Source organism: Amycolatopsis sp. NPDC051061 (assembly GCF_040682935.1).
GTDB lineage: Bacteria > Actinomycetota > Actinomycetes > Mycobacteriales > Pseudonocardiaceae > Amycolatopsis.
In genome coordinates this window covers 116,729-136,880 of sequence record NZ_JBFBBZ010000028.1, presented here as the reverse complement: position 1 = coordinate 136,880, position 20,152 = coordinate 116,729, and the positions used below count along the sequence as shown (strand labels likewise).

At 71.3% G+C, this 20,152-nt stretch carries 18 protein-coding genes and 1 riboswitch; of the genes, 8 read left to right on the top strand and 10 right to left on the bottom strand.

Features of this window, described 5'->3' with window-relative positions:
• The 3 genes from AB0N03_RS32835 to AB0N03_RS32825 form a co-directional block, all read right to left on the bottom strand.
• A partial coding sequence (locus AB0N03_RS32835; protein WP_364379737.1) for a hypothetical protein occupies positions 1-1,129 on the bottom strand: 1,129 nt, incomplete at its 3' end.
• A gap of 3 nt (positions 1,130-1,132) precedes the next feature.
• Positions 1,133-1,792, bottom strand: coding sequence for a DUF3558 domain-containing protein (locus AB0N03_RS32830; RefSeq protein ID WP_364379734.1), 660 nt, complete (start codon positions 1,790-1,792; stop codon positions 1,133-1,135).
• Entirely contained in the window at positions 1,789-2,193 is a 405-nt protein-coding gene (locus AB0N03_RS32825; RefSeq protein ID WP_364379731.1) for a hypothetical protein, read from the bottom strand. Before AB0N03_RS32825 ends, AB0N03_RS32830 begins: the two co-directional genes overlap by 4 nt.
• Before the next feature lie 186 nt (positions 2,194-2,379).
• Between AB0N03_RS32825 and AB0N03_RS32820 the strand changes: the two genes are divergently transcribed.
• The 6 genes from AB0N03_RS32820 to AB0N03_RS32795 all read left to right on the top strand — a co-directional run bounded on the left by AB0N03_RS32820 (position 2,380) and on the right by AB0N03_RS32795 (position 8,858).
• Positions 2,380-2,961: a helix-turn-helix domain-containing protein gene (locus tag AB0N03_RS32820; RefSeq protein ID WP_364379728.1), complete on the top strand. Its 582-nt coding sequence runs from the start codon at positions 2,380-2,382 to the stop codon at positions 2,959-2,961.
• A 14-nt stretch (positions 2,962-2,975) separates the two neighbouring features.
• Entirely contained in the window at positions 2,976-3,551 is a 576-nt protein-coding gene (locus AB0N03_RS32815) for a TIGR03086 family metal-binding protein (protein WP_364379725.1), read from the top strand.
• Between the two features lie 319 nt (positions 3,552-3,870).
• Complete coding sequence (locus tag AB0N03_RS32810) at positions 3,871-5,208, top strand: hemolysin family protein (protein ID WP_364379723.1); 1,338 nt, start codon at positions 3,871-3,873, stop codon at positions 5,206-5,208.
• On the top strand, positions 5,205-6,248 hold the full coding sequence (locus AB0N03_RS32805; protein ID WP_364379720.1) for a hemolysin family protein: 1,044 nt from the start codon (positions 5,205-5,207) through the stop codon (positions 6,246-6,248). The genes AB0N03_RS32810 and AB0N03_RS32805 overlap by 4 nt, the downstream gene beginning before the upstream one ends.
• Entirely contained in the window at positions 6,245-7,126 is an 882-nt protein-coding gene (locus AB0N03_RS32800) for a 3-methyladenine DNA glycosylase (protein ID WP_364379717.1), read from the top strand. The genes AB0N03_RS32805 and AB0N03_RS32800 overlap by 4 nt, the downstream gene beginning before the upstream one ends.
• 115 nt (positions 7,127-7,241) lie before the next feature.
• A complete protein-coding gene (locus AB0N03_RS32795) occupies positions 7,242-8,858 on the top strand; it encodes a hypothetical protein (protein WP_364379714.1) in 1,617 nt (538 codons plus the stop codon).
• Here the strand turns inward: AB0N03_RS32795 and AB0N03_RS32790 are convergent.
• Both AB0N03_RS32790 and AB0N03_RS32785 read right to left on the bottom strand, forming a co-directional pair.
• Positions 8,855-9,628: an aldo/keto reductase gene (locus AB0N03_RS32790; protein ID WP_364379711.1), complete on the bottom strand. Its 774-nt coding sequence runs from the start codon at positions 9,626-9,628 to the stop codon at positions 8,855-8,857. The two genes, AB0N03_RS32795 and AB0N03_RS32790, sit on opposite strands and share 4 nt — an antisense overlap.
• A gap of 43 nt (positions 9,629-9,671) precedes the next feature.
• Positions 9,672-10,475 (bottom strand): helix-turn-helix transcriptional regulator, encoded by an 804-nt coding sequence (locus AB0N03_RS32785; RefSeq protein WP_364379708.1) that lies wholly within the window; start codon positions 10,473-10,475, stop codon positions 9,672-9,674.
• A gap of 181 nt (positions 10,476-10,656) precedes the next feature.
• Here AB0N03_RS32785 and AB0N03_RS32780 point away from each other — a divergent pair, with 181 nt between their 5' ends.
• On the top strand, positions 10,657-11,016 hold the full coding sequence (locus tag AB0N03_RS32780) for a nuclear transport factor 2 family protein (protein ID WP_364379705.1): 360 nt from the start codon (positions 10,657-10,659) through the stop codon (positions 11,014-11,016).
• A 53-nt stretch (positions 11,017-11,069) separates the two neighbouring features.
• Here the strand turns inward: AB0N03_RS32780 and AB0N03_RS32775 are convergent, their stop codons facing one another.
• Positions 11,070-12,224: an NAD-dependent epimerase/dehydratase family protein gene (locus tag AB0N03_RS32775; protein ID WP_364379702.1), complete on the bottom strand. Its 1,155-nt coding sequence runs from the start codon at positions 12,222-12,224 to the stop codon at positions 11,070-11,072.
• A 139-nt stretch (positions 12,225-12,363) separates the two neighbouring features.
• Here AB0N03_RS32775 and AB0N03_RS32770 point away from each other — a divergent pair, with 139 nt between their 5' ends.
• Positions 12,364-12,861 (top strand): GtrA family protein, encoded by a 498-nt coding sequence (locus AB0N03_RS32770; RefSeq protein WP_364379699.1) that lies wholly within the window; start codon positions 12,364-12,366, stop codon positions 12,859-12,861.
• Here AB0N03_RS32770 and AB0N03_RS32765 read toward each other — a convergent pair.
• The 4 genes from AB0N03_RS32765 to AB0N03_RS32750 all read right to left on the bottom strand — a co-directional run bounded on the left by AB0N03_RS32765 (position 12,791) and on the right by AB0N03_RS32750 (position 19,877).
• Entirely contained in the window at positions 12,791-14,965 is a 2,175-nt protein-coding gene (locus AB0N03_RS32765; protein WP_364379697.1) for a glycosyltransferase, read from the bottom strand. The genes AB0N03_RS32770 and AB0N03_RS32765 overlap by 71 nt on opposite strands.
• On the bottom strand, positions 14,962-15,912 hold the full coding sequence (locus AB0N03_RS32760) for an NAD-dependent epimerase/dehydratase family protein (protein ID WP_364379694.1): 951 nt from the start codon (positions 15,910-15,912) through the stop codon (positions 14,962-14,964). Before AB0N03_RS32760 ends, AB0N03_RS32765 begins: the two co-directional genes overlap by 4 nt.
• A gap of 71 nt (positions 15,913-15,983) precedes the next feature.
• Complete coding sequence (gcvP, locus tag AB0N03_RS32755; RefSeq protein WP_364379691.1) at positions 15,984-18,890, bottom strand: aminomethyl-transferring glycine dehydrogenase; 2,907 nt, start codon at positions 18,888-18,890, stop codon at positions 15,984-15,986.
• A 266-nt stretch (positions 18,891-19,156) separates the two neighbouring features.
• Positions 19,157-19,255, bottom strand: a riboswitch (glycine riboswitch).
• A 43-nt stretch (positions 19,256-19,298) separates the two neighbouring features.
• Positions 19,299-19,877: a MerR family transcriptional regulator gene (locus tag AB0N03_RS32750; protein WP_364379688.1), complete on the bottom strand. Its 579-nt coding sequence runs from the start codon at positions 19,875-19,877 to the stop codon at positions 19,299-19,301.
• Positions 19,878-20,152: the final 275 nt, after the last annotated feature.

The window sequence follows — 20,152 nt, the reverse complement described above, 5'->3', positions numbered from 1 at the left end:
AACCGCGGCCGCCGCCGAGTCCGCGCTCCCCCGCCGCGCCGGAGCCACTGCCGCCCGCGCCGCTGCCGGTGCCGCCGATCGGGCGACCGTTGGAGTCGAGCAGCCGGCTGCCGGCGTTGCCGCTGTTCGGCCCGCGGCCGCCGGTGCTCGAGTTGGGGTCGCTGCCGAAGGTGTTCGAGTAGTTCTGGCCGCCGCCCCCGCCGGTGTTGGTGGGGTAGAAGTCGATCCCACCGGTGCCGGGCGGCGTCTTGCCGGGCCGGTCGGTGGTCCGCTGGTCGGTCGGCAGCGACGTCGTCGGCCAGGTCGTGCTCGTGGGCCGGGTGGTGTCGGTCGGACGCGTCGTGTCCGTCGGCCGCGTGGTGTCGGTCGGCCGTCCGGTGTCGGTAGGGCGGCCGGTGTCCGTCGGACGACCGGTGTCGGTGGGCCGGGTCGTGTCGGTCTGCCCCGGCTTGTCGGAGCCACCGGTCTTCGTGGTGTCGACGCTGGTGGTCGAGGTGCTGTCGTCGTCGCCGGGGTCGCCGCCCCCGCCCTCCGGATACCACCGGTGCCGGTCGACGATGATCGGCCCGGGGCCATCCGGCTTGTTCACGGCGATGGCGGCACCGTCGGACTCGAGGACGCCGTAGTCCGAGGGAAGCGAGGCGCTCGTGCCGTTGGTGACGACGTTGTACTGGTCCATCACGCGGACGTTGGTCTCGTTGGCCGCGTTGTACTTGGCGACGCCCTCCTGGTAGGAGTCGACGTCGTCCTTGGCCATGAACGGCCCGGCGATCGGGATGGCCGCCTTCAGTCCGAGCGACCAGGGACTGGGCTTCTCGGGCTTGGGCGGCACCTGCACGACGGTGTTGCTGGAGTGGTCGAAGACCTCGGTCTGGGTGTCGACGGAAGCCTTGGTCTCGTCGAGCGGCAGCGCGGTCTCGGCGAAGGCCAGTTCGAGCGGACCGGCGCCGGCGTTGGCCACGTCGGCGGCGCTCCCGGTCCAGGCCTGCTTCATCCGGCTCTGGAGCGCCTTGATGCCCTCCGCGCGAGCCTGGTAGGCCTCCGAGAGCTTGTTCACCGACTCGGACATCCGCTGGAGTCCCGCGGTGTCGCCCTGCTTGAAGTTGTCGTAGATCTGCTTGCCGTCCACTCGTCAAGCCCCCTTGAGTGTTTTGACCATCGCGGCCGCGGCGCCTTGCGCGGCGTCGCAGGAATCCTGTTGCCCCTCATACCCTTCCGCGAAGACGGAAACCGCCAGGTCGTCGGCGACGCCGATCGCCATGCTGCAGTTGCCGTTCGGGCGGCGGTCGCGCGTGTCGAAGTACACCGCGGGATATCCCTCGATGTCGGGCGCGCGCTCGATGAACTTGATGGGGTTCTTCGGACGTTCATAGGCGGCCTGGATGCCGGCCAACCCGCCGCCACCGGCGTCGCGGTTCCCGGTCCCGAGGATGACCAGCAGGCTGATCCCTTCGCCCTTGATCTTCCAGCCGCAGCTGGGACCCGACTGGTTCTCGGCATTGCTGTCCCGCGGGCGCGGCTCGCCGGGGTCGGTGAACTTCAGCCTGGTCAGCTCGTCGTTGGGGACAAGCCTGCACGTGTCGTTTTCGTACTTCGTCACGTCCAACGGAGTGGTCACCTTCGGAACACTTCCGGTCGGCCCCGCGGCCGACGACGACGTTCCCGGCGAGGACTCGGGGTCCACCGCGTTGGCCGTGCCACCGGTCTCGGAGGTGCAACCGGCCGCCAGCGCGCAGGCAACGAGAACAGCCCCGCCGAGAATACTCGCGCGGGTGGCCTTGCCCAGGCTCACGTCGCCTGCCCGAAGGTCTCGGACATGCCTTGGTCGGTCGCGACGGTCTTCGTCTGCGCTTCCTTGAGCTTCTTGATGTAGTCCTGCACGTACTTGCGCATCGACTCGTTCTGCGCCTGCAGCGAAGCGATCGAATTGCCGCCGGCCGACGCGAAACTTCCGCTCGCCGGGTCCTCCCCGGGGGAAAGCACGAGGTTCATGAGCCCATCGATCGTGCGCGCGTCGTCGACGATCTTGTCCAGCTCGTCTTCCCAGAGGCCGATCACCGAGGCGAGCTCCTCGGGGTCCATCTTGAACTGGCCGCCCCCGCCGCCACCGCCGCCGTAGACGTGGCCGCTCTGGCCCAGGATGTCGCCACCCCAGACCGCCTGGACCGCCTGCCCGGCTTCGCCGATGATCACGCCCCGCACCGTCCCCTCAGTTCACCCACCGTGATGGTGCAAAGATTAGCCAACTGTCTCACGCCGTGTCAGCGAATCGCCGCAATGTTCCGACGATGGGGGTTCCGGTTCGGTTCCCGGGCACTCCGGGTCACAGTACGTACGTACGGATTGCGAGATCCGGGTCCGCGGTGCCAGGATTTCAGGATGCCACGCGTAAGCCAGGATCACCTCGACGCACGACGGCGCCAGATCCTCGACGGCTCGCGCGTGTGCTTCGCACGCTACGGCTACGAAGGTGCCACAGTCCGGCGCCTGGAGGAAGCCACCGGGCTGTCCCGGGGCGCGATCTTCCACCACTTCCGCGACAAGGAGTCGCTCTTCCTCGCCCTCGCCGAAGACGACGCCGTCCGGATGGCCGACGTCGTCGCCGAACAGGGCCTCGTCCAGGTGATGCGCGACCTGCTCGCCGGCGGCGACCACCCCGCCGACTGGCTCGGCACTCGCCTCGAAGTCTCCCGGCGGCTGCGCACCGATCCGGAGTTCCGCGGCCGCTGGGCCGAGCGGTCCGAGCAGCTGACCACCGCCACCCGCCTGCGCCTGCTGCGCCAGCGGGAGGCCGGGATCCTGCGCGACGACGTCGACGTCGACGTCCTCACCGCGTTCCTGGAGCTGGTCCTCGAAGGACTGGTCTCGCACCTGGCCATGGGTCTGCCGGCCGCCGGCCTCGGGCCGGTGCTCGACCTCGTCGAGGAGACGGTGCGGCGGCACCGGCCCGGCACCACCTGATCCCTCGTGGTCCAATGGCCCGCGTGGATCTCCTCGAGGCGCACGGCCACGCGTTGCGGGCCTTCGGCGGCGCGGTGCACGCGGCCGGCGAGGCCGACTGGGGCCGCCGGACGCCGTGCACCGAGTGGACGGTCCGCGACCTCGTGAACCACCTCGTCGCCGAACAGCTGTGGGCGCCCTCCCTGCTGGCCGGGGCCACTTTGGACGACGTGGGCGACCGCTTCGACGGCGACGTCCTCGGCGACGACCCGGTGGCCGCCTGGGACGCGGCCGCCGAAGCCGCCCGCGAGGCCTTCCTCGACGACGGCGTGCTCGAACGCGCGGTGCACGTGTCGACCGGGCTGCTCCCCGCCCGCGAGTACGGCTGGCAGATGACGATCGACGCGGCGGTGCACGCCTGGGACCTCGCGACGGCGCTGGGTCTCCCCTGCCCGGTGACCGAGGAACTCGCCGGACGCCTCCTCGACGTCGTCCGGCCGTGGGTGGACGAGTGGCAGGGACTCGGCACCTTCGACCCCCCGGTCCCGGTGCCCCGCGGCGCGGGCCCCGCCGCGCGGCTGGTGGCCCTGCTCGGGCGGGAGCCGCACTGAATCACCCGACGAGGTGAAGTGGGCGCGCGCGGCCACTTCACCGGGCAGCCCATTCGACCGCCGAACCCGGCCCGTGACCCCGCTCGGAAGGGACTCGCGCCGGATCACCCGCCGAGGTGAGCGCGCCGACACACCGATATCCCCGGCGGCCGGCGCCGGGGAACCGTTAAGATTGTCCGCACAATCGCAGTACACACCGATTCACTGCTGGGAGTGACCGTTTCGTGCGCGCAGCGCAGTCACCTGGTGACAGTACCGAGCCGGGTGACCGACCCGGCTGTCCGATGGGTTCATCCCCCGCCGACCGGGCGGGTGCGGAATGATCCAAGTGCTCTTCGCCGTGCTCGGCGTCCTCCTCTTCGTGCTGCTGACCGTGGGCACCGGGCTCGCCGTCGCGGCCGAGTTCTCGCTGACCGCGCTCGAGCGCAGCACCGTCGAGGCCAACGTCCGCCAAGTCGGCGATCGCCGCGCCCTGACCGTCCAAAAGGCCCACCGGACGCTGTCCTTCCAGCTCTCCGGCGCCCAGGTCGCGATCACGCTCACCACGCTGATCACCGGGTACCTGGCCGAGCCGCTCATCGGCGAGCTCGTCCGGCCGCTGCTCACCGCGGTCGGGCTGCCCGAGGCGTTCGCCGCGGGAGCGTCGATCGTGCTCGCCCTGATCATCGCCACCTCGCTGTCGATGATCCTCGGCGAAATGGTGCCGAAGAACCTCGCCATCGCCCGGCCGCTGCCGACCGCCCGCGCCGTCACCGGCTACCACTCACGGTTCTCCGCGCTGTTCCGCTGGCTCATCACGATCATGAACAACAGCGCGAACTTCCTCGTGCGCAAGTTCGGCGTCGAGCCCCAGGAAGAGCTGCGGTCCGCCCGCTCGCCGCAGGAGCTGGGCTCGATCGTGCGCTCCAGCGCCGAAAGCGGCACGCTCGACACCTCGACCGCCGAACTGCTGGACCGTTCGCTGCGGTTCGGCGAGCGCACCGCGGAGGAGCTCATGACCCCGCGCGTGCAGCTCGAGTCGCTGGCGATCGACGACACCATCGAGGACCTGATCGACATCTCGCGCCGCACCGGCTTCTCGCGGTTCCCGGTGCACGCCGAAGATCTCGACGACGTCCGCGGCGCCGTGCACGTCAAGCAGGCCTTCGCGGTGCCCGCCGCCGATCGCGCCGCCGTGCCGATCGGCTCGGTCATGCGGCCGGTGCCGACCGTGCCCGAGTCGCTGCCCGGCGACGACCTGCTCAACCGGCTGCGCGACTCCCGCTTCCAGCTGGCGATCGTCGTCGACGAGTACGGCGGCACGGCCGGGCTCGTGACCCTCGAGGACGTCGTCGAGGAGATCATCGGCGATGTCCGCGACGAGCACGACGACCACGAGGGCCCGGCCTCGCAGCAGGTCGGCACCGACAGCTGGCTGGTGTCCGGGCAGCTGCGCGCCGACGAAGTCACCGACGTCACCGGGTTCCGGATGCCCGACGGCGACTACGAGACCATCGCCGGGCTGATCCTCGAGCGGCTGGGCAAGATCCCCGCCGAGGGTGACGCCGCCGAGGTCGGCGATTGGCGGCTCACCGTCACCACCATGGACAAGCGCCGGATCGCCGAGGTCGAAGTGGCCCCGGTCGAGACGATGGCGGAAGCCGAGGTGGTCTCGTGAGCGACTGGCTGAACATCGCCCTCGTCGTGGTCCTGCTGCTGACCAACGCCTTCTTCGTCGGCGCGGAGTTCACGCTGATCTCCTCGCGGCGCGACAGGCTCGAAGCGCTGCTGGAGCAGGGCAAGACGCGCGCGAAGATCGTGATCAACGCGAGCAAGCACGTGTCGCTGATGCTCGCCGGCGCGCAGCTGGGCATCACCATCTGCTCGCTGTTGCTCGGCCGCCTCGGCGAGCCCGCGATCGCCCACCGGCTGTCGGCGTTCTTCGACCTGCTGGGCCTGCCCGAGACGCTGCTGCACGCGGTCTCGTTCGCCATCGCACTGGCGTTCATCACCGTGCTGCACGTCCTGATCGGCGAGATGGTGCCGAAGAACCTCGCGATCGCCGAGCCCGAGCGGCTCGCGCTGTGGCTGGTTCCGGTGCACGTCGGGTGGGTCAAGATCGCCAACCCGTTCATCTGGCTGCTGAACTTCGTCGCCAACTCGCTGTTGCGCGCGTTCAAGGTCGAACCGAAGGACGAGCTCGAGACGGCCTACACCTCCGACGAGCTGGCCGAGCTGCTCAGCGAGTCGCGGCGGGAAGGCCTGATCGACCAGTCCGAGCACCGGCGGCTCACCCAGACGCTGTCGTCGGTGCAGAAGACGGTGGCCGACGTGCTGGTGCCGACCGCGGAGCTGACGACCCTGCCCTGCGGGCCGACCGTCGGCGACGTCGAGCGGGCCGTGTCCTCCACCGGGTTCTCGCGCTTCCCGGTGTGCACCGACGACGGGCGGCTGACCGGCTACATCCACGTCAAGGACGTCCTCGACCTGGCCGGGCACGACCCGGCGACGATCGTGCCCGACGCCAAGACCCGCCCGCTCACCGAGCTGCGCGCCGACGCCCGCCTCGACGTCGCGCTGTCGGCCATGCGCAAGGAGGGCAGCCACCTGGCGAGGGCGCTCGACACGGGTGGGAACGCCGTCGGCGTCGTCGCGCTCGAAGACCTCGTCGAGGAGTACGTGGGCACAGTGCGCGACGGAACCCACGTGGGCGCGTGAGCGCCGTCGACGTGCTCGCCGAACCGGACTGGCTGGCCCGGGAGGCGGCGCACGTCGAGCGGATGCGGCGGTGGACGGTCCCGCACCAGGAGCGGCGCTCGCGGGGCGAGAAGCACCCGGTGCTGGACTTCCTGTTCACCTATTACTCGTACCGGCCGTCGCACCTGCAGCGGTGGCAGCCCGGGCCCGGCGTCGCGCTCGCCGGGCCCGCGGCGCGGCGCTTCCTGGACCGCAAGGGGTACGTCGAGACCGCCGATGGGGTGGTGCTGGATCCCGCGGGCTTCACCGAAGGCAAGGCGCGGACGGCCGAGTTCGTCCTCGGCCTGCTGACCGCGACGGCCTCCCGCGCGCCGCGGTTGAGCTGCTTCGGGCTGCACGAGTGGGCGATGGTCTACCGCGAGCCGGCGGACTCGGTGCGGCACGACCAGGTCCCGCTGCGGCTCGGGTCGGCGGGCACGGACGAGGTCGTCGAGTCCCTCGACATCCGGTGCGGGCACTTCGACGCCTTCCGGTTCTTCACCGCCGACGCCCGGCCGCGCAACGAGCTGACGCCGTCGCGGGAGACGCAGGTCGCACTCGAGCAGCCGGGGTGCCTGCACGCGAACATGGACCTGTTCAAATGGGCGTACAAGCTCGATCCGTTCGTACCCGCGGAGCTCGTGGCGGACGGTTTCGAGCTGGCCGTCGACATCCGGACGCTGGACATGCGGGCGAGCCCCTACGACCTGGCCGCGCTGGGCTACCCGCCGGTGCGGATCGAGACGGCCGAGGGACGCGCCGAATACGCCCGGGCGCAGGGTGAGTTCGCCCGGCGGGCGGCGCCGGTGCGTGCTCGCCTGATCGCGCACTGCCATCGCCTGGTCAGCGCAGCACCCTGATCACGCGCCACTGTGAGTCAGATTATTCTCTCACCGATACTCACCTGTTAGGGTGATAACGGTTTCATTGCATCGCAGCGCGTGCTTGACATGCGTAGACGCCGAAAGGACGACCATGGGGCGACACGCCCGGGACGACGAGCCCGTGCCGCACCCTCAGGACCGTGCCGGGGCGCCGGGCGGACGTCGTCCGCACCCGGACGACGCCCCTCGCACCGCAGGCCGGGGTGAGGCCTCCGGCGCCTACCCGGTCGTCGGCCAGGGCCCGGGCACGCCGAAGCGCAGCTCCATCTCGGACGCTTTCGGGATCGCCGGCCGCGGCGCCGCTCGCGGCGAATCGTCGGGCTACTTCGTCTCCGGGGGCGGCGAGCCGACCGGCTCCCACCCGGCCGCTCGCCGCGGTGAAGCTTCCGGTTCCTACCCCGTCGCCGGGCGCGGCGAGGCTTCTGGTTCTCATCCGGTCGTCGGCCGCGGCGAGGCACCCACCGGCCGCCGCGGTGAAGCCACCGGCTCCTACCCGGTCGCGGGACGTGGTGAGCCGTCCGGCTCGCACCCCGTCGCCGGCCGCGGCGAATCGTCCCCCGCAGGCCGTCGCGGCGAAGCTTCCGGCTCTTATCCGGCTGCCACCCGCGGCGAGGCCCCCGCTGCCCGCCGCGGCGAAGCCACCGGCGCCCACCCGGCCGCCGGCCGCGGTGAGGCTCCCGCCGGCCGCCGTGGTGAAGCCTCGGGTTCCCACCCCGTCGCCGGTCGCGGTGAAGCCACCGGCGCCCACCCGGCCCGCCGCGGCGAATCCGGCGGCGGCCGCCGCCGCGGCAAAGCCCCCATCCGCCCCGAGGAATCCGCGGCCGAGCGGACCGAGGTCATCACCCGGCACGGCGAGACCTCCGGCGACTACCCGATCACCGCCCGGACCACCGGCAAGAGCGAAAACACCGGCTCCGACCGCACCCTCGAACGCGAAGCGGCCGACAGCGAAAGCACCTCGCGCCGCGGCCGCCGTCGCAGCGAAACCACCGAGAACGAGAGCCCCGGCCGTCGTCGTGTCCCCGGCCGCAGCGACACCACCGCACCCCCGGCCAAGAGCGAGGCCACCGGCTCGCACCGGACCCTCGGCAAGGTCGAGGCCACCGGCTCGCACCGGATCGTCGGCAAGAAGGCGCCGCGCCGCCGGATCGCCGGCTGGCCGATCGCCTGCGCCGTGCTCGCCGCCCTGATCGGGCTCGGCGTGATCGGCTGGAACTGGGCCGACAGCGAGCTCAACAGCCGCGCCGAGGCGCAGGCCGCCAGCTGCTCCGGCGGCACCTCCCACATGCGGATCCTCGTCACGCCGAGCGCGCAGAAGCCCCTCACCGCCGCGGCCGACCGCTGGAACCAGGCCGCGACCGTCGTCCACGGCCAGTGCGTGCACGTGATGATCGAGGCCAAGCCGTCCTCGCAGGTGCTCGACGCGCTGGTCGGCCGGACCAACCTCGACTCGATCGGCGGGCTCCCGGCCGCGTGGCTGCCCGAGTCGTCGTACTGGGTCAGCGAGCTGACCACGAAGAAACCCGAGATGATCGGCTCCCCCGCCCAGTCGGTGGCGAGCGCTCGCTCGGCCGATTACCCGTTCATCGGGCTCACCGGGCAGGGCATCGACGACACCGTGCTCCGCGCGGCACAGACTTTCCGCGAGTACCTCGAGCAGCCGCCCCAGCAGGCCGACTTCGTCGCGGCCGGGATCAAGACGGCCTAGACGCGAGTGCCGTTGTCGAGCTCGGCCACCACGGCGAGGTCGTCGTCGGCCAGCTCGAAGTCGAAGACGCCGAAGTTCTCGCGGGTCCGGGTCGTCGTGGCCGAAGCCGCGACGGCGACCGTGTCCGTCTGCAGGTGCCACCGCAGCACGATCTGGGCCGGGGTCTTGCCGTACTTCGCCGCGAGCGCGGTGACCGTCTCGTCGGCCAGCAGGCCGGCGTTCGCGGCCGGGCTCGACGCGGCGGTCACGATGCCGCGCTCGGCGTGGAACTCGCGCAGCGGGAGCTGCTGCAGCCACGGGTGCAGCTCGACCTGGTTCAGCACCGGCACCGCGCCGGTGGCGTCGATCAGCCGGCGCAGCTCCGCGACCCCGAACCCGGCGACGCCGACCGCGCGGACGCGGCCGTCGGCCCGCAGCCGGCTCAGGGCGCGCCAGGTGTCGGTGAACGCGCCTTTCGTGCCGTCCAGGAGGCACAGGTCGGCCCGTTCGAGCTGGAGCGCGGCCAGCGACCGGTCAGCGGCCCGGCGGGTGCCGTCGTACCCCTGGGCAGGCACCTTGAAGCTCACGAACAGCTCGTCGCGGGGGACTCCGGCGAGCGCGTCCCCCACCGCCGCCTCGGTCCCCGGCGCGGTGTCGAAACCGCGATAGCCGGTGTCGAGGGCGATGCGGACGGCGCGGCCGGTTTCGGCCACGGTCAGGCCCGCGACACCGAACAGCAGCTGGGGGATGCGGACTCCGTCGGACAGGACGAGCGAAGGCGGGACGGCCATCTGCCGGTGATCCTCACGTCGGATGCTGCGCGGGTGCTCCCCATCATTCCACCGACGCGGCCCGCTCGCGCAGGTATGCGGCCGTGGCCGGGTCGGCCGGGAAGAACGACTCGATGACCAGTTCCGCGACCGTGACGTCCAGCGGCGTGCCGAAGGTGGCGACCGTGCTGAAGAACGCGAGGTCGGTGCCCTCGTGCCGGAACTTCAGCGGCACGAAGATGTCACCCGGTCCGGGGATCTCCACCTCGGGCACCGGCTGGTCGCACGGGTAGCCGCGCAGCTCGTCGAGGAGGTCGGTGAGCCCGGGGTCGGCGGTCTGGCCCACCTGGCGCCGGAGCCGGCCGAGCAGGTGGGCGCGCCACTCCCCCAGGTTGCGGATGTGCGGGGCCATGCCGTCGGGGTGCAGCGTCGCGCGCAGGACGTTGGTGGTCAGCTCGGCCGGGATCCCGGCGACGAACAGGCCGGTGGCGGCGTTGGCGTCGACGAGGTCCCAGTTCCGGTCGACGACGGCGGCCGGGTAGGGCTCGTGGCTCGCGAGCAGCTGCCGGACGGCCTGGCGGACAGCGTTCATCCCCGGGTCCCCCAGCGCGTTCTCGGTGTAGGCGGGCGCGAACCCGGCGGCGAGCAGCAGCCGGTTGCGCTCGCGCAGCGGCACGTCGAGGTGCTCGCCGAGGCGCAGCACCATGTCCCGGCTCGGCCTGGAGCGCCCGGTCTCCACGAAGCTGAGATGGCGGGTGGAGATGTCCGCCGAGATCGCCAGGTCCAGCTGGCTGATCCGGCGCCGGTCGCGCCATTCCCGGAGGAGTTCTCCGACGGGCCGCTGCCGGTTTTGCACCGTGGTCGTCACGCGAGCGACGCTACGGCGATCACCGGGTGGCTGCCATTACTTCAGGGGTAATGCTCGCGCGCGGCTCGGTCGCCGCCGCCGCATTACCTCTCACGTAATCGACGCGCCGCGCGGCGTCCGCCAAAGTCGGTCCCAGCGAAGGACGACGAGAAACCGTTGTCCCCCAACGAAAGGAACGACCATGACCGACGTCCGCACCGTCGTCGAGCAGTACATCGCCGTCTGGAACGAGACCGACGGGGACAAGCGGCGCGCCCTCATCGCCGGCCTCTTCACCGACACCGCCGGCTACACCGACCCGCTCGGGGCCGTCACCGGGCACGACGGGATCGACCAGTTCGTCGGCGGGGCGCAGCAGCAGTTCGCCGGCCTCACCTTCAGCCTGCCCGCCGACCCCGACGCGCACCACGACCTCGCGCGGTTCCAGTGGTACCTCGGCACGCCCGGCGCCGAGCCCGTCGCCATCGGGTTCGACGTCGTCGAGCTCGAAGACGGGAAGATCGCCAACGTGCACGGCTTCCTGGACAAGATCCCGGGCTGAACGAAAAAGCGTGCGGGCTCCCGGGCAGGGGAGCCCGCACGCCACCCGCACCGCTAGCCCTTCAGCGCGCCCCGCCAGCGCACGGTCGGGCGCAGCTTCTCCGGGTTCACCCGGTGCTTGTTGGCTCCCACGATGTCGAACATCGACTCGATCAGCGTGTCCGAGACCAGGTGCGGCTCCAGCCCCAGCCCGACCAGCCCGGTGTGCTTCACGTTGTAGTAGTGCTCGAGCGCCTCCGAGCGCGGGTTCTCCAGCTGCTCGATCTGCACCGGGCCGGGGAACCGGTCGGCGACGAGGTCGGCGATGGCGGCCACCGACATGCTCTCGGTCATCTGGTTGAAGACGCGGAACTCGCCCGCGTCGGCCGGGTTCTCCACGGCGAGCCGGATGCACTCCACGGTGTCGCGGATGTCGATCAGGCCGCGCGTCTGGGTGCCCTTGCCGTACACGGTCAACGGCTGCCCCAGCACCGCCTGGATGACGAACCGGTTCAGCACCGTGCCGAACACGGCGTCGTAGTCGAAGCGGGTCGCCAGCCGCGGGTCGAGCGCCGTCTGCGGCGTCTGCTGGCCGTACACCACGCCCTGGTTGAGGTCCGTCGCGCGCAGCCCCCACGCGCGGCACGTGAATTCGATGTTGTGCGAATCGTGGACCTTGGTCAGGTGGTAGAACGACCCGGGCCGCTTCGGGAACAGCACCCGATCCTTGCGCCCGTTGTGCTCGAGGTCCAGCCAGCCTTCTTCGATGTCGACGTTCGGCGTGCCGTATTCGCCCATCGTGCCCAGTTTGACCAGGTGGATCGCCGGGTCGATCTCGGCGATCGCGTACAGCAGGTTCAGATTTCCGATCACGTTGTTGTGCTGGGTGTACACCGCGTGCTCGCGGTCGATCATCGAGTACGGCGCGGACCGCTGTTCCGCGTAGTGCACCACCGTGTCGGGCCGGAAGTCGCGTACCGCCTCGAACAGGAACTCCGCGTCCAGCAGGTCGCCTTCGTAGCTGGTGATCGTGCGCCCCGAGACCTCGTGCCAAGCGGCGATCCGGTCGGCCAGGGATTCGATCGGGACCAGGCTTTCGACACCCAGTTCGGCGTCATAACCGCGGCGGGCGAAATTGTCGAGAACGGCCACCTCGTGGCCTTTGTCCGATAAGTGCAACGCGGTCGGCCAGCCCAGATATCCGTCACCGCCGAGAACCAGCACTCGCATTGTGCCGCCTTTCCTGCTCGTTTACGCCACCCGACGTTATCGATCACCTACTGATGAGCACCTGGCAATGAGCTGTGAATCTCCTATGCGTAGGGGACCCGGACGGCGGCGCGCCGGGCCCGCGGGGAGGATGGGGGGCATGACGACCGTAACCAACGGCGTGCGGCCCCGCACAACGGAGAAGACCCGCCGCCGCGGCTGGGCCCGGCTGGCGCGCGCCGCGGCGACGTCCGTCGCGGCCACGGTTCTCAGCCAGGTCGTGCTGCTCGCGGTCCTCGGCACCGGCGGCGCGGCGGCCCTGGCGAGCACGCTGGCCTGGGCGGCCGGCGCGGTGCTGAACTTCGTGGTCACCCGCCGCTGGGTGTGGGGCCGCACCGGACGCCCGCGCGTCCGCCGCGAACTGCTGCCCTACCTGGTCGTGATCGGCCTCGGCGGCCTCGCGTCGATCGGCCTGACGACCCTGGCGGGCTCGCTGCTGACGCCGTTGAACCTGCCGCACGTCTGGTGGGTCGTGCTCGTCGACGGAGCGTACGTCGCCAGTTACGCGCTGGTGTTCGTCGTCAAGTTCACCCTGCTCGACCGGCTCGTGTTCGGCCGCGGCGCAGCACGTACCCCCGCCACCACGTCCCCGTCATGACCCGGGCGTAGTTGGCGCCGTAGACGACACTGCCGCCCTTCTTGCTCTTGCCCGCCTTGCGCAGCCGCATGCTCATCGGCAGCTCCACGACCCGGGCGCCGCGCGCGGTCACGCCGAGCATCAGCTCCGACGACTGGTACTGCGGCTCGTTGAGCGGGACCGAGCACGCCAGGTCCGCGCGCATCGCGCGGAAGCCGAACGACGTGTCGGTGATCCGCCGCGCGGTCAGCACCGACGCGAGCGCCGCGAACACCCGCACGCCCAGCCACCGGACGCGGCTGTCAGCCTCCTCGTGACCCAGCCGGCGGGAGCCGGTGACGAAGTCCGCGGTGCCGTCGACGACCGGGCTGACCAGGGCTTCGAGCTCGCTGTTGTCGTACTGGCCGTCGGCGTCGGTCGTCACGACGTACTCGGCGCCGGACTCGGCGGCCAGGTGGTAACCCAGGCGCAGCGCGGCGCCCTGGCCGCGGTTGCGGGGCGCGACGCAGACGTACGCGCCGTGGTCCTCGGCGATCGCCGCCGTGTCGTCGGTGCCGCCGTCGACCACGACGAGCACGTCGACCCGCATGCCGAGGCATTCGTCCGGCATCTTCTCGAGGACTTCGCCGATGCCGCCGGCCTCGTTGTAGGCCGCGATGACGACGGTCAGCGGCGCCAGCTCCAGCTCGGGGTGGCGGGCGCGGAAGTCGTCGAGCGCGCCCTGGTCGACGTCGTCGGGGAACGCGGCCAGGCGCTTCCGGCCGGCCGACGTCAGGGTGGTGAAGCCGAGCGCCCCGGCCACCGGGAAGAGCACCAGCGCGGGGATCTGGTAGCGCCAGGAGAACTGGAACACCGCCGAGGCGAACAACAGCACGAGCCCGCTCGACGCCGCGAGCAGCGCGCCCGCGCGCGCCCGGTCCAGGGGTTTCTTGCGGCGGAACACGGTCAGCAAGCCCAGCAACGCGCCGATGCCGAGCACCGCGCCCGGCACGTATCCGCCGCCGAGCTGGTAGTCGCGCAGGAACTTCGCCAGGGACTGGTCGGCGCTCGCGACGACGCCGTCGTTCTGCTGCGTCACGAGGTCGATCAGCGACTGGTCGGCCCACTGCGGGTAGGTGAGCTGGAACTGCCACCGGTCCAGCGGGACGTCGGTCGGGTCCTGTTCGCGCGTCCAGGCGAAGCTCTTGGAGAAGTCCTTCAGGATCGCTTCCGCGACGTCGCCGGGCTGCTCCTTCAAGACGTCGATCGCGAACTCGTGCGCCAGCGCGGCCTTGTCCGCGCCCGGCGGCAGCGGGCCGGGCCAGTTCGGATCGAGGTCGGCGTGGGTGTAGTTGTCCACGAGCCGGGTCTCGCGCGGCTCAGTCGGGCAGAACACCCGCAGCTCGGGCGAGAGGTGGAGGCTCGCGCAGTCGGCGACGGCGGCGGTCCGGCCGTAGAGCATGTTCCCGGACGGCCCGGTCAACCCCCACTTGCCCGTCTCCGAGTGCACCCGCGCCGAGTAGGGCACGAGCACGACGAGCAGGCCCAGCACGCCGGCGCCCGCCCGGCGCCAGCCCGCCCAGTTCCGCCACGCTCCCCCGGCGACGACCAGGTAGACCAGCAGCGGCAGGGCGACGGAAATCCCGACCAACCGCGTCAGCACGGCGAACCCGAGCAGGAGCCCGGCGGCGCAGGCGCGCTTCCAGCCCGGGGCGCCCCAGCCGAGCAGCAGCCAGAAGAGGCCGAGCAGCGCCGCCTCGAAGACGACCTCGGACATGATGTTCTGCTCGATCTGCAGCTGGTAGGCGTCGAGCAGCACCGGCACCGCGGCGAGCGCACCGACCCACGGCCGGCCGTCGAGGCGCAGCACCAGCGCGTACACGCCGATCGCGATGAGGATCCCGCCGAGGTGCTGCACGGCCGCGACCCAGGCCAGTCCGCCGACGGCCAGCAGCGGGCGCAGCACCAGGTCGTAGCCGATCGGGTCGAGCTGGTCGGCGCGCAGCGCGTGCAGGTTGTCGATGTAGCGGAACGAATCGATGTACAGCAGCGCGGGCCGGTAGGCGAGCCAGGTCAGCACCCGGAGCGTGATCGCCGGGACGAGGAGCAGGAGCAGCAGCCAGTGCCGCCGGAGGAACGCCGTCACCGTGTCGCGTTTGGACGGTCGAGGCCGGAGAAGTACTTCCAGGCCGTCGCCAATCCGTCGATCAGCGACACGGACGGCTCGTAGCCGATCGTCTCCGCGCTCGCCGAGACGTCGACGACCACCGCGGGCATCTCCCCCGCCGGCGCTTCGACGTGCTCGACCGGCAGCTCGGCGCCGGTCACCTCGCGCACGGCCTCGACCATCTCCAGCACCGACACCGAACGCCCGGCGCCGACGATCGCGCGGCCGGTGTGGCCGCTGTCGAGGGCCAGCAGGAGGGCGCGGACGACGTCGTCGACGTGCACGAGGTCGCGGCGCTGGCGGCCGTCGCCGTAGATCTTGATCCCGCCGCCGGTCAGGGCGGCGCGCATCATGCGCGGCACGAAACTGTCCTTGTGGGACATTCCCGGGCCGTAGACGTTGGTGAACCGCAACGCACACGTCGTCATGCCGTACGCGCCGGCGTAGCCCGACAGCAGCATTTCGCACGCCGCCTTGGTGGCGCCGTAAGGCGTCAGCGGCCGCAGCGGCAGGTCCGGGGTGATCGTCGCGGTGCCGACGTTGCCGATCACCGCGTTGGTCGAGGCGAGCAGGAACGTCGGCACCTCGCGGCGGCGCGCGAGCTCCAGCAGTTCCTGGGTCACCAGGACGTTGTCGGCGAAGGTGTCTTCAGGCAGCTCGACCGACTTCAGCACCGACGTCAACGCGGCGAGGTGCACGATCCCGGCGGTCTCGCGCGTCACGGCCTCCTCGCGAACGCCGGCGTCGCGGAGGTCGCCGGTCACGACGCGGACACCGTCGTCGCCGTCGGCCGGGAACGGGACCCGGTCCACGACGGTGACCGGGACGCCCCGGTCGCGAAGGGCGCGCACGACGGCCCGGCCGATGAAGCCGCTGCCGCCGGTCACGACCACGGACGTCCGATCGGGACCGTGCGCACTCGACATGGCGCCAACCTACCTCCCGTTCCTGTGCGGGCTCGGCCCGGCGTACGCCCGCGCCGATGGCACGGTGGGCGTCAGGCGAACGCCTCCGGGGGCGGGCACGAACAGACCAGGTTCCGGTCTCCCGCCGCGCCGTCGATGCGGCGGACCGGCGGCCAGATCTTCGCCGCGCTCGGGCCGGCCGGGAACACCGCCGTCTCGCGGCTGTAGGCGCGGTCCCACGAGCCCGCCACGCAGCGAGCCGTGTGCGGAGCCTGGCGCAGCGGTGAGTCCTCCACCGCCCACTCGCCCGCGGCCACGCGGTCGATCTCCGCGCGGATCGCGATCATCGCGGCGCAGAAGCGGTCCAGCTCGGCCAGGTCCTCGCTCTCGGTCGGCTCCACCATCAGCGTGCCCGCCACCGGGAACGACATCGTCGGCGCGTGCAGGCCGTAGTCCGCCAGCCGCTTCGCGACGTCGTCGACCGTCACGCCGGTCGCCTTCGTCAGCGGCCGCAGGTCCAGGATGCATTCGTGCGCCACGAAGCCCGAACGGCCCGCGTACAGGACCGGGTAGTGCTCCCCGAGCCGCCGCGCGACGTAGTTCGCGTTGGCCACCGCCACCAGCGTCGCCCGGCGCAGGCCGGCGGCGCCCATCATCCGGACGTACGCCCACGAGATCGGCAGGATCGACGCGCTCCCCCACGGCGCCGCGCTGACCGGCCCGACCCCGGTCGCCGGGCCCGCCGCCGGTTGCAGCGGGTGGTTCGGCAGGAACGGCGCCAGGTGCGCGCGGACCCCGATCGGCCCGACGCCGGGCCCGCCACCGCCGTGCGGGATGCAGAACGTCTTGTGCAGGTTGAGGTGCGAGACGTCGGCGCCGAACCGGCCGAACTGCGCCACGCCGATGAGCGCGTTCAGGTTGGCGCCGTCGACGTACACCTGCCCGCCCGCGTCGTGCACCAGCGCGCACACCTCGCCGACGGTGTCCTCGTACACCCCGTGCGTCGACGGGTAGGTGATCATGATCGCGGCCAGGTCGCCACGGTGTTCGTCCACAGTGGACCGCAGGTGTGCGAGGTCGATGTTGCCGTCGTCGTCGCAGCGGACGACGACCACCCGCATGCCGGCCATCACGGCGCTCGCCGCGTTCGTGCCGTGGGCGCTCGCCGGGATCAGGCAGACGTCGCGCTCACCCTCGCCGCGCGAGCGGTGGTAGGCGCGGATGGCCAGCAGGCCGGCGAACTCGCCCTGACTGCCCGCGTTCGGCTGCAGGGAAACCGTGTCGTAGCCGGTGATCCGCGCGAGCCACGCGCTCAGGTCGGCGACCACTTCCAGGAGCCCGGCGGCGTCCTCGGCGGGCGCGAACGGGTGCAGCTCGGCGAACTCCGGCCAGGTGACCGGCTCCATTTCGGCGGTGGCGTTGAGCTTCATGGTGCACGAGCCGAGCGGGATCATGCTGCGGTCGAGCGCGACGTCCTTGTCGGCCAGCTGCCGCAGGTAGCGCAGCAGCGCGGTTTCCGAGCGGTGGGCGTGGAACACCGGGTGCGTGAGGAAGTCGCTCGTCCGCCGCAGCGGTGCCGGGAGCGCGTCCGCCGTGTCCGCGTCGAGACCATCCACATCGGACACCGAAACACCGAACGCCTTCCACACGCACGAAAGCCGTTCACGCGTGGTCGTCTCGTCGCAGGCGACGCCGACGTGGTCGTCGTCGACGAGCCGCAGGTTCACGCCGAGGTCGTGAGCCGCCGCGACGACCGCGTGCGCTCGCCCGGGCACCGTCGCGGTGATCGTGTCGAAGAACTCGCCGTGCCCGACGTCGACGCCGCCTTCGGCGAGGCCGGCGGCGAGCACGGTGGCCATCCGGTGGGCGCGCAGCGCGATGCCGCGCAGCCCCTCGGGCCCGTGGTGCACCGCGTACATCGACGCCATCACCGCGAGCAGGACCTGCGCGGTGCAGATGTTCGACGTCGCCTTTTCGCGACGGATGTGCTGCTCGCGGGTCTGCAGGGCGAGCCGGTACGCGGGCGCGCCGTCGGCGTCCTTCGAGACGCCGACCAGCCGGCCCGGCAGCTGCCGCTCCAGGCCCTTGCGGACGGCGAGGTAGGCCGCGTGCGGGCCGCCGAAGCCGAGCGGGACGCCGAACCGCTGGGTCGACCCGACGGCGACGTCGGCGCCGAGCTCGCCCGGCGGCCGCAAGAGCGTCAAGGCGAGGGGGTCGGCGGCGACGATCACCGCCGCACCGTGCTTCTTGGCGTCGGCGATGGTCAGGTCCGGTTCTCGCACCGCGCCGGACGCGCCCGGGTAGGACAGCAGGATCCCGAAGAAGTCGCCGCCGAGCCCGAGACCGGTCAGGCCCTGGGAGAGGTCCTCGACGACCAGTTCGATGCCGAGGGGCTCGGCCCGCGTCCGGAGCACGGCGAGGGTTTGCGGCAGGGTGTCCTCGTCGACGACGAACCGGTTCGACGCGGCTTTCCCGGCGCGCCGCACCAGCGTCATGGCCTCGGCGGCCGCGGTGGCCTCGTCGAGCATCGAGGCGTTGGCGACGGGCAGCCCGGTGAGGTCGGCGACCATGGTCTGGAAGTTGAGCAGCGCCTCGAGCCGTCCCTGCGAAATCTCGGGCTGGTAGGGCGTGTAGGCGGTGTACCAGGCAGGATTCTCGAGCACGTTCCGCCGGATCACGGGCGGAGTAACGGTGTCGTGGTAGCCGAGCCCGATCATCTGAGCCATCGGCCGGTTCCGCGCGGCCAGCCCCCGCAGCTCGGCAAGCGCCTGAACTTCGGTGGCGGCGGGCGGCAGTTCAAGCGGCTCGGCTGACGCCCGCAGCGACCCGGGAACGGCACGCTCGGAGAGCTCGTCGAGAGAAGCGACACCGACGACGTCGAGAATGCGGCGAAGTTCGTCGGGACCGGGCCCGATGTGCCGTTCGACAAAGGGAACGCCCTGTTCGAGCGAGGCAAGCGAGAGATCCACGATGGCCTCCTCCGAACGGCGGTGTCTCATGACCCGACTTTAGAGCGGAAGGTGACCACGGCGGGGGTCCGGGGGCGGAGCCCGCCGGGCGGGGCGTGGGGGTTGCACCCCACAAGACACTCCGGAGGGTTCGGGCGAGCGCGTTACGCGAGCACAGCTCGCCCAAACCCGGAGGACACCCTCCCCACTCTGTCTGTGCCCGGAGGCGCCTGAGAGTTTCGCCCGAGGTTGAGCCGGGCTTGCACCGTCGGCGGGGCCGTCAGGTTGTGTCCTGACGACCCGCTTTCCAGAGGCGTCTCGTCCGCGCGGTCCTGGGTGCCTGAGAGGTTCCGGGGAGGACTTGCTCCTTCGGCGCCGAGCTCGAGGTGTGGCTCGGACTCTCCCGCGCGGATTCGTCGACCGCACGGGAGACCTTACTCCGCCTCCCCGCGGCGGTGATCACCCGGTCTTGCGGGCGTTGCGGCGCTGGGTGAGCTCGTCCGGCTGGTGCGTTTCGACGACGCCGCCGTCGGCGCGTTCGGCCTGGAACTCGTGGATGGTCCCGCTGATCTCCTGCATGGCGCCGCTGACCGCGATGCCGAACACGCCTTGGCCGCCTTGGAGCAGATCGACGATCTCTTCCGGCGAGGTGCATTCGTAGACGGTGGTGCCGTCGGAGAACAGTGTCACCCGGGCGAGGTCGCGGACCCCGCGGACGCGCAGGTGGTCGACGGCGACCCGGATGTTCTGCAGCGAGACCCCGGTGTCCAGCAGCCGCTTGACGACCTTGAGGACCAGGATGTCCTTGAACGAGTACAGCCGCTGCGAGCCGGAACCGTGCGCCGTGCGGATGCTGGGTGCGACCAGCTTCGTCCGGGCCCAGTAGTCGAGCTGGCGGTAGGTGATCCCGGCGATTTGGCACGCGGCCGGACCGCGGTAACCCACCAGCTCGTCCGGCAGCGAGTTGTCGGGGAACAGCTCACCCTGCTCACCAGCCGCGACCTCAACAGGCTGCTTCTCGGAACCAGCCTCGACCACGCAAGCCTCCCCTCGCCCGACCGGACGGCCGGCGAATGACAGCCGGACGGTCCCAGGAGCGGGACCCGCCGGAGATCAATCACCACGATCCGGCCCCAGACCGTGAATCACATCGTGGCGATTTACCTCCTCCGACGGTAAGCGCCAGGAGAACACCGGTCAACGCGACGCGCGGCAAGCCTCAACGGTCGGATGAGCCTTTGAGCCGTTCGCCGTACCCCGGACGCGGTGGTTCAAACCTCTTGACGTCTTTAACTCAGCTGAGTAACTTTTTA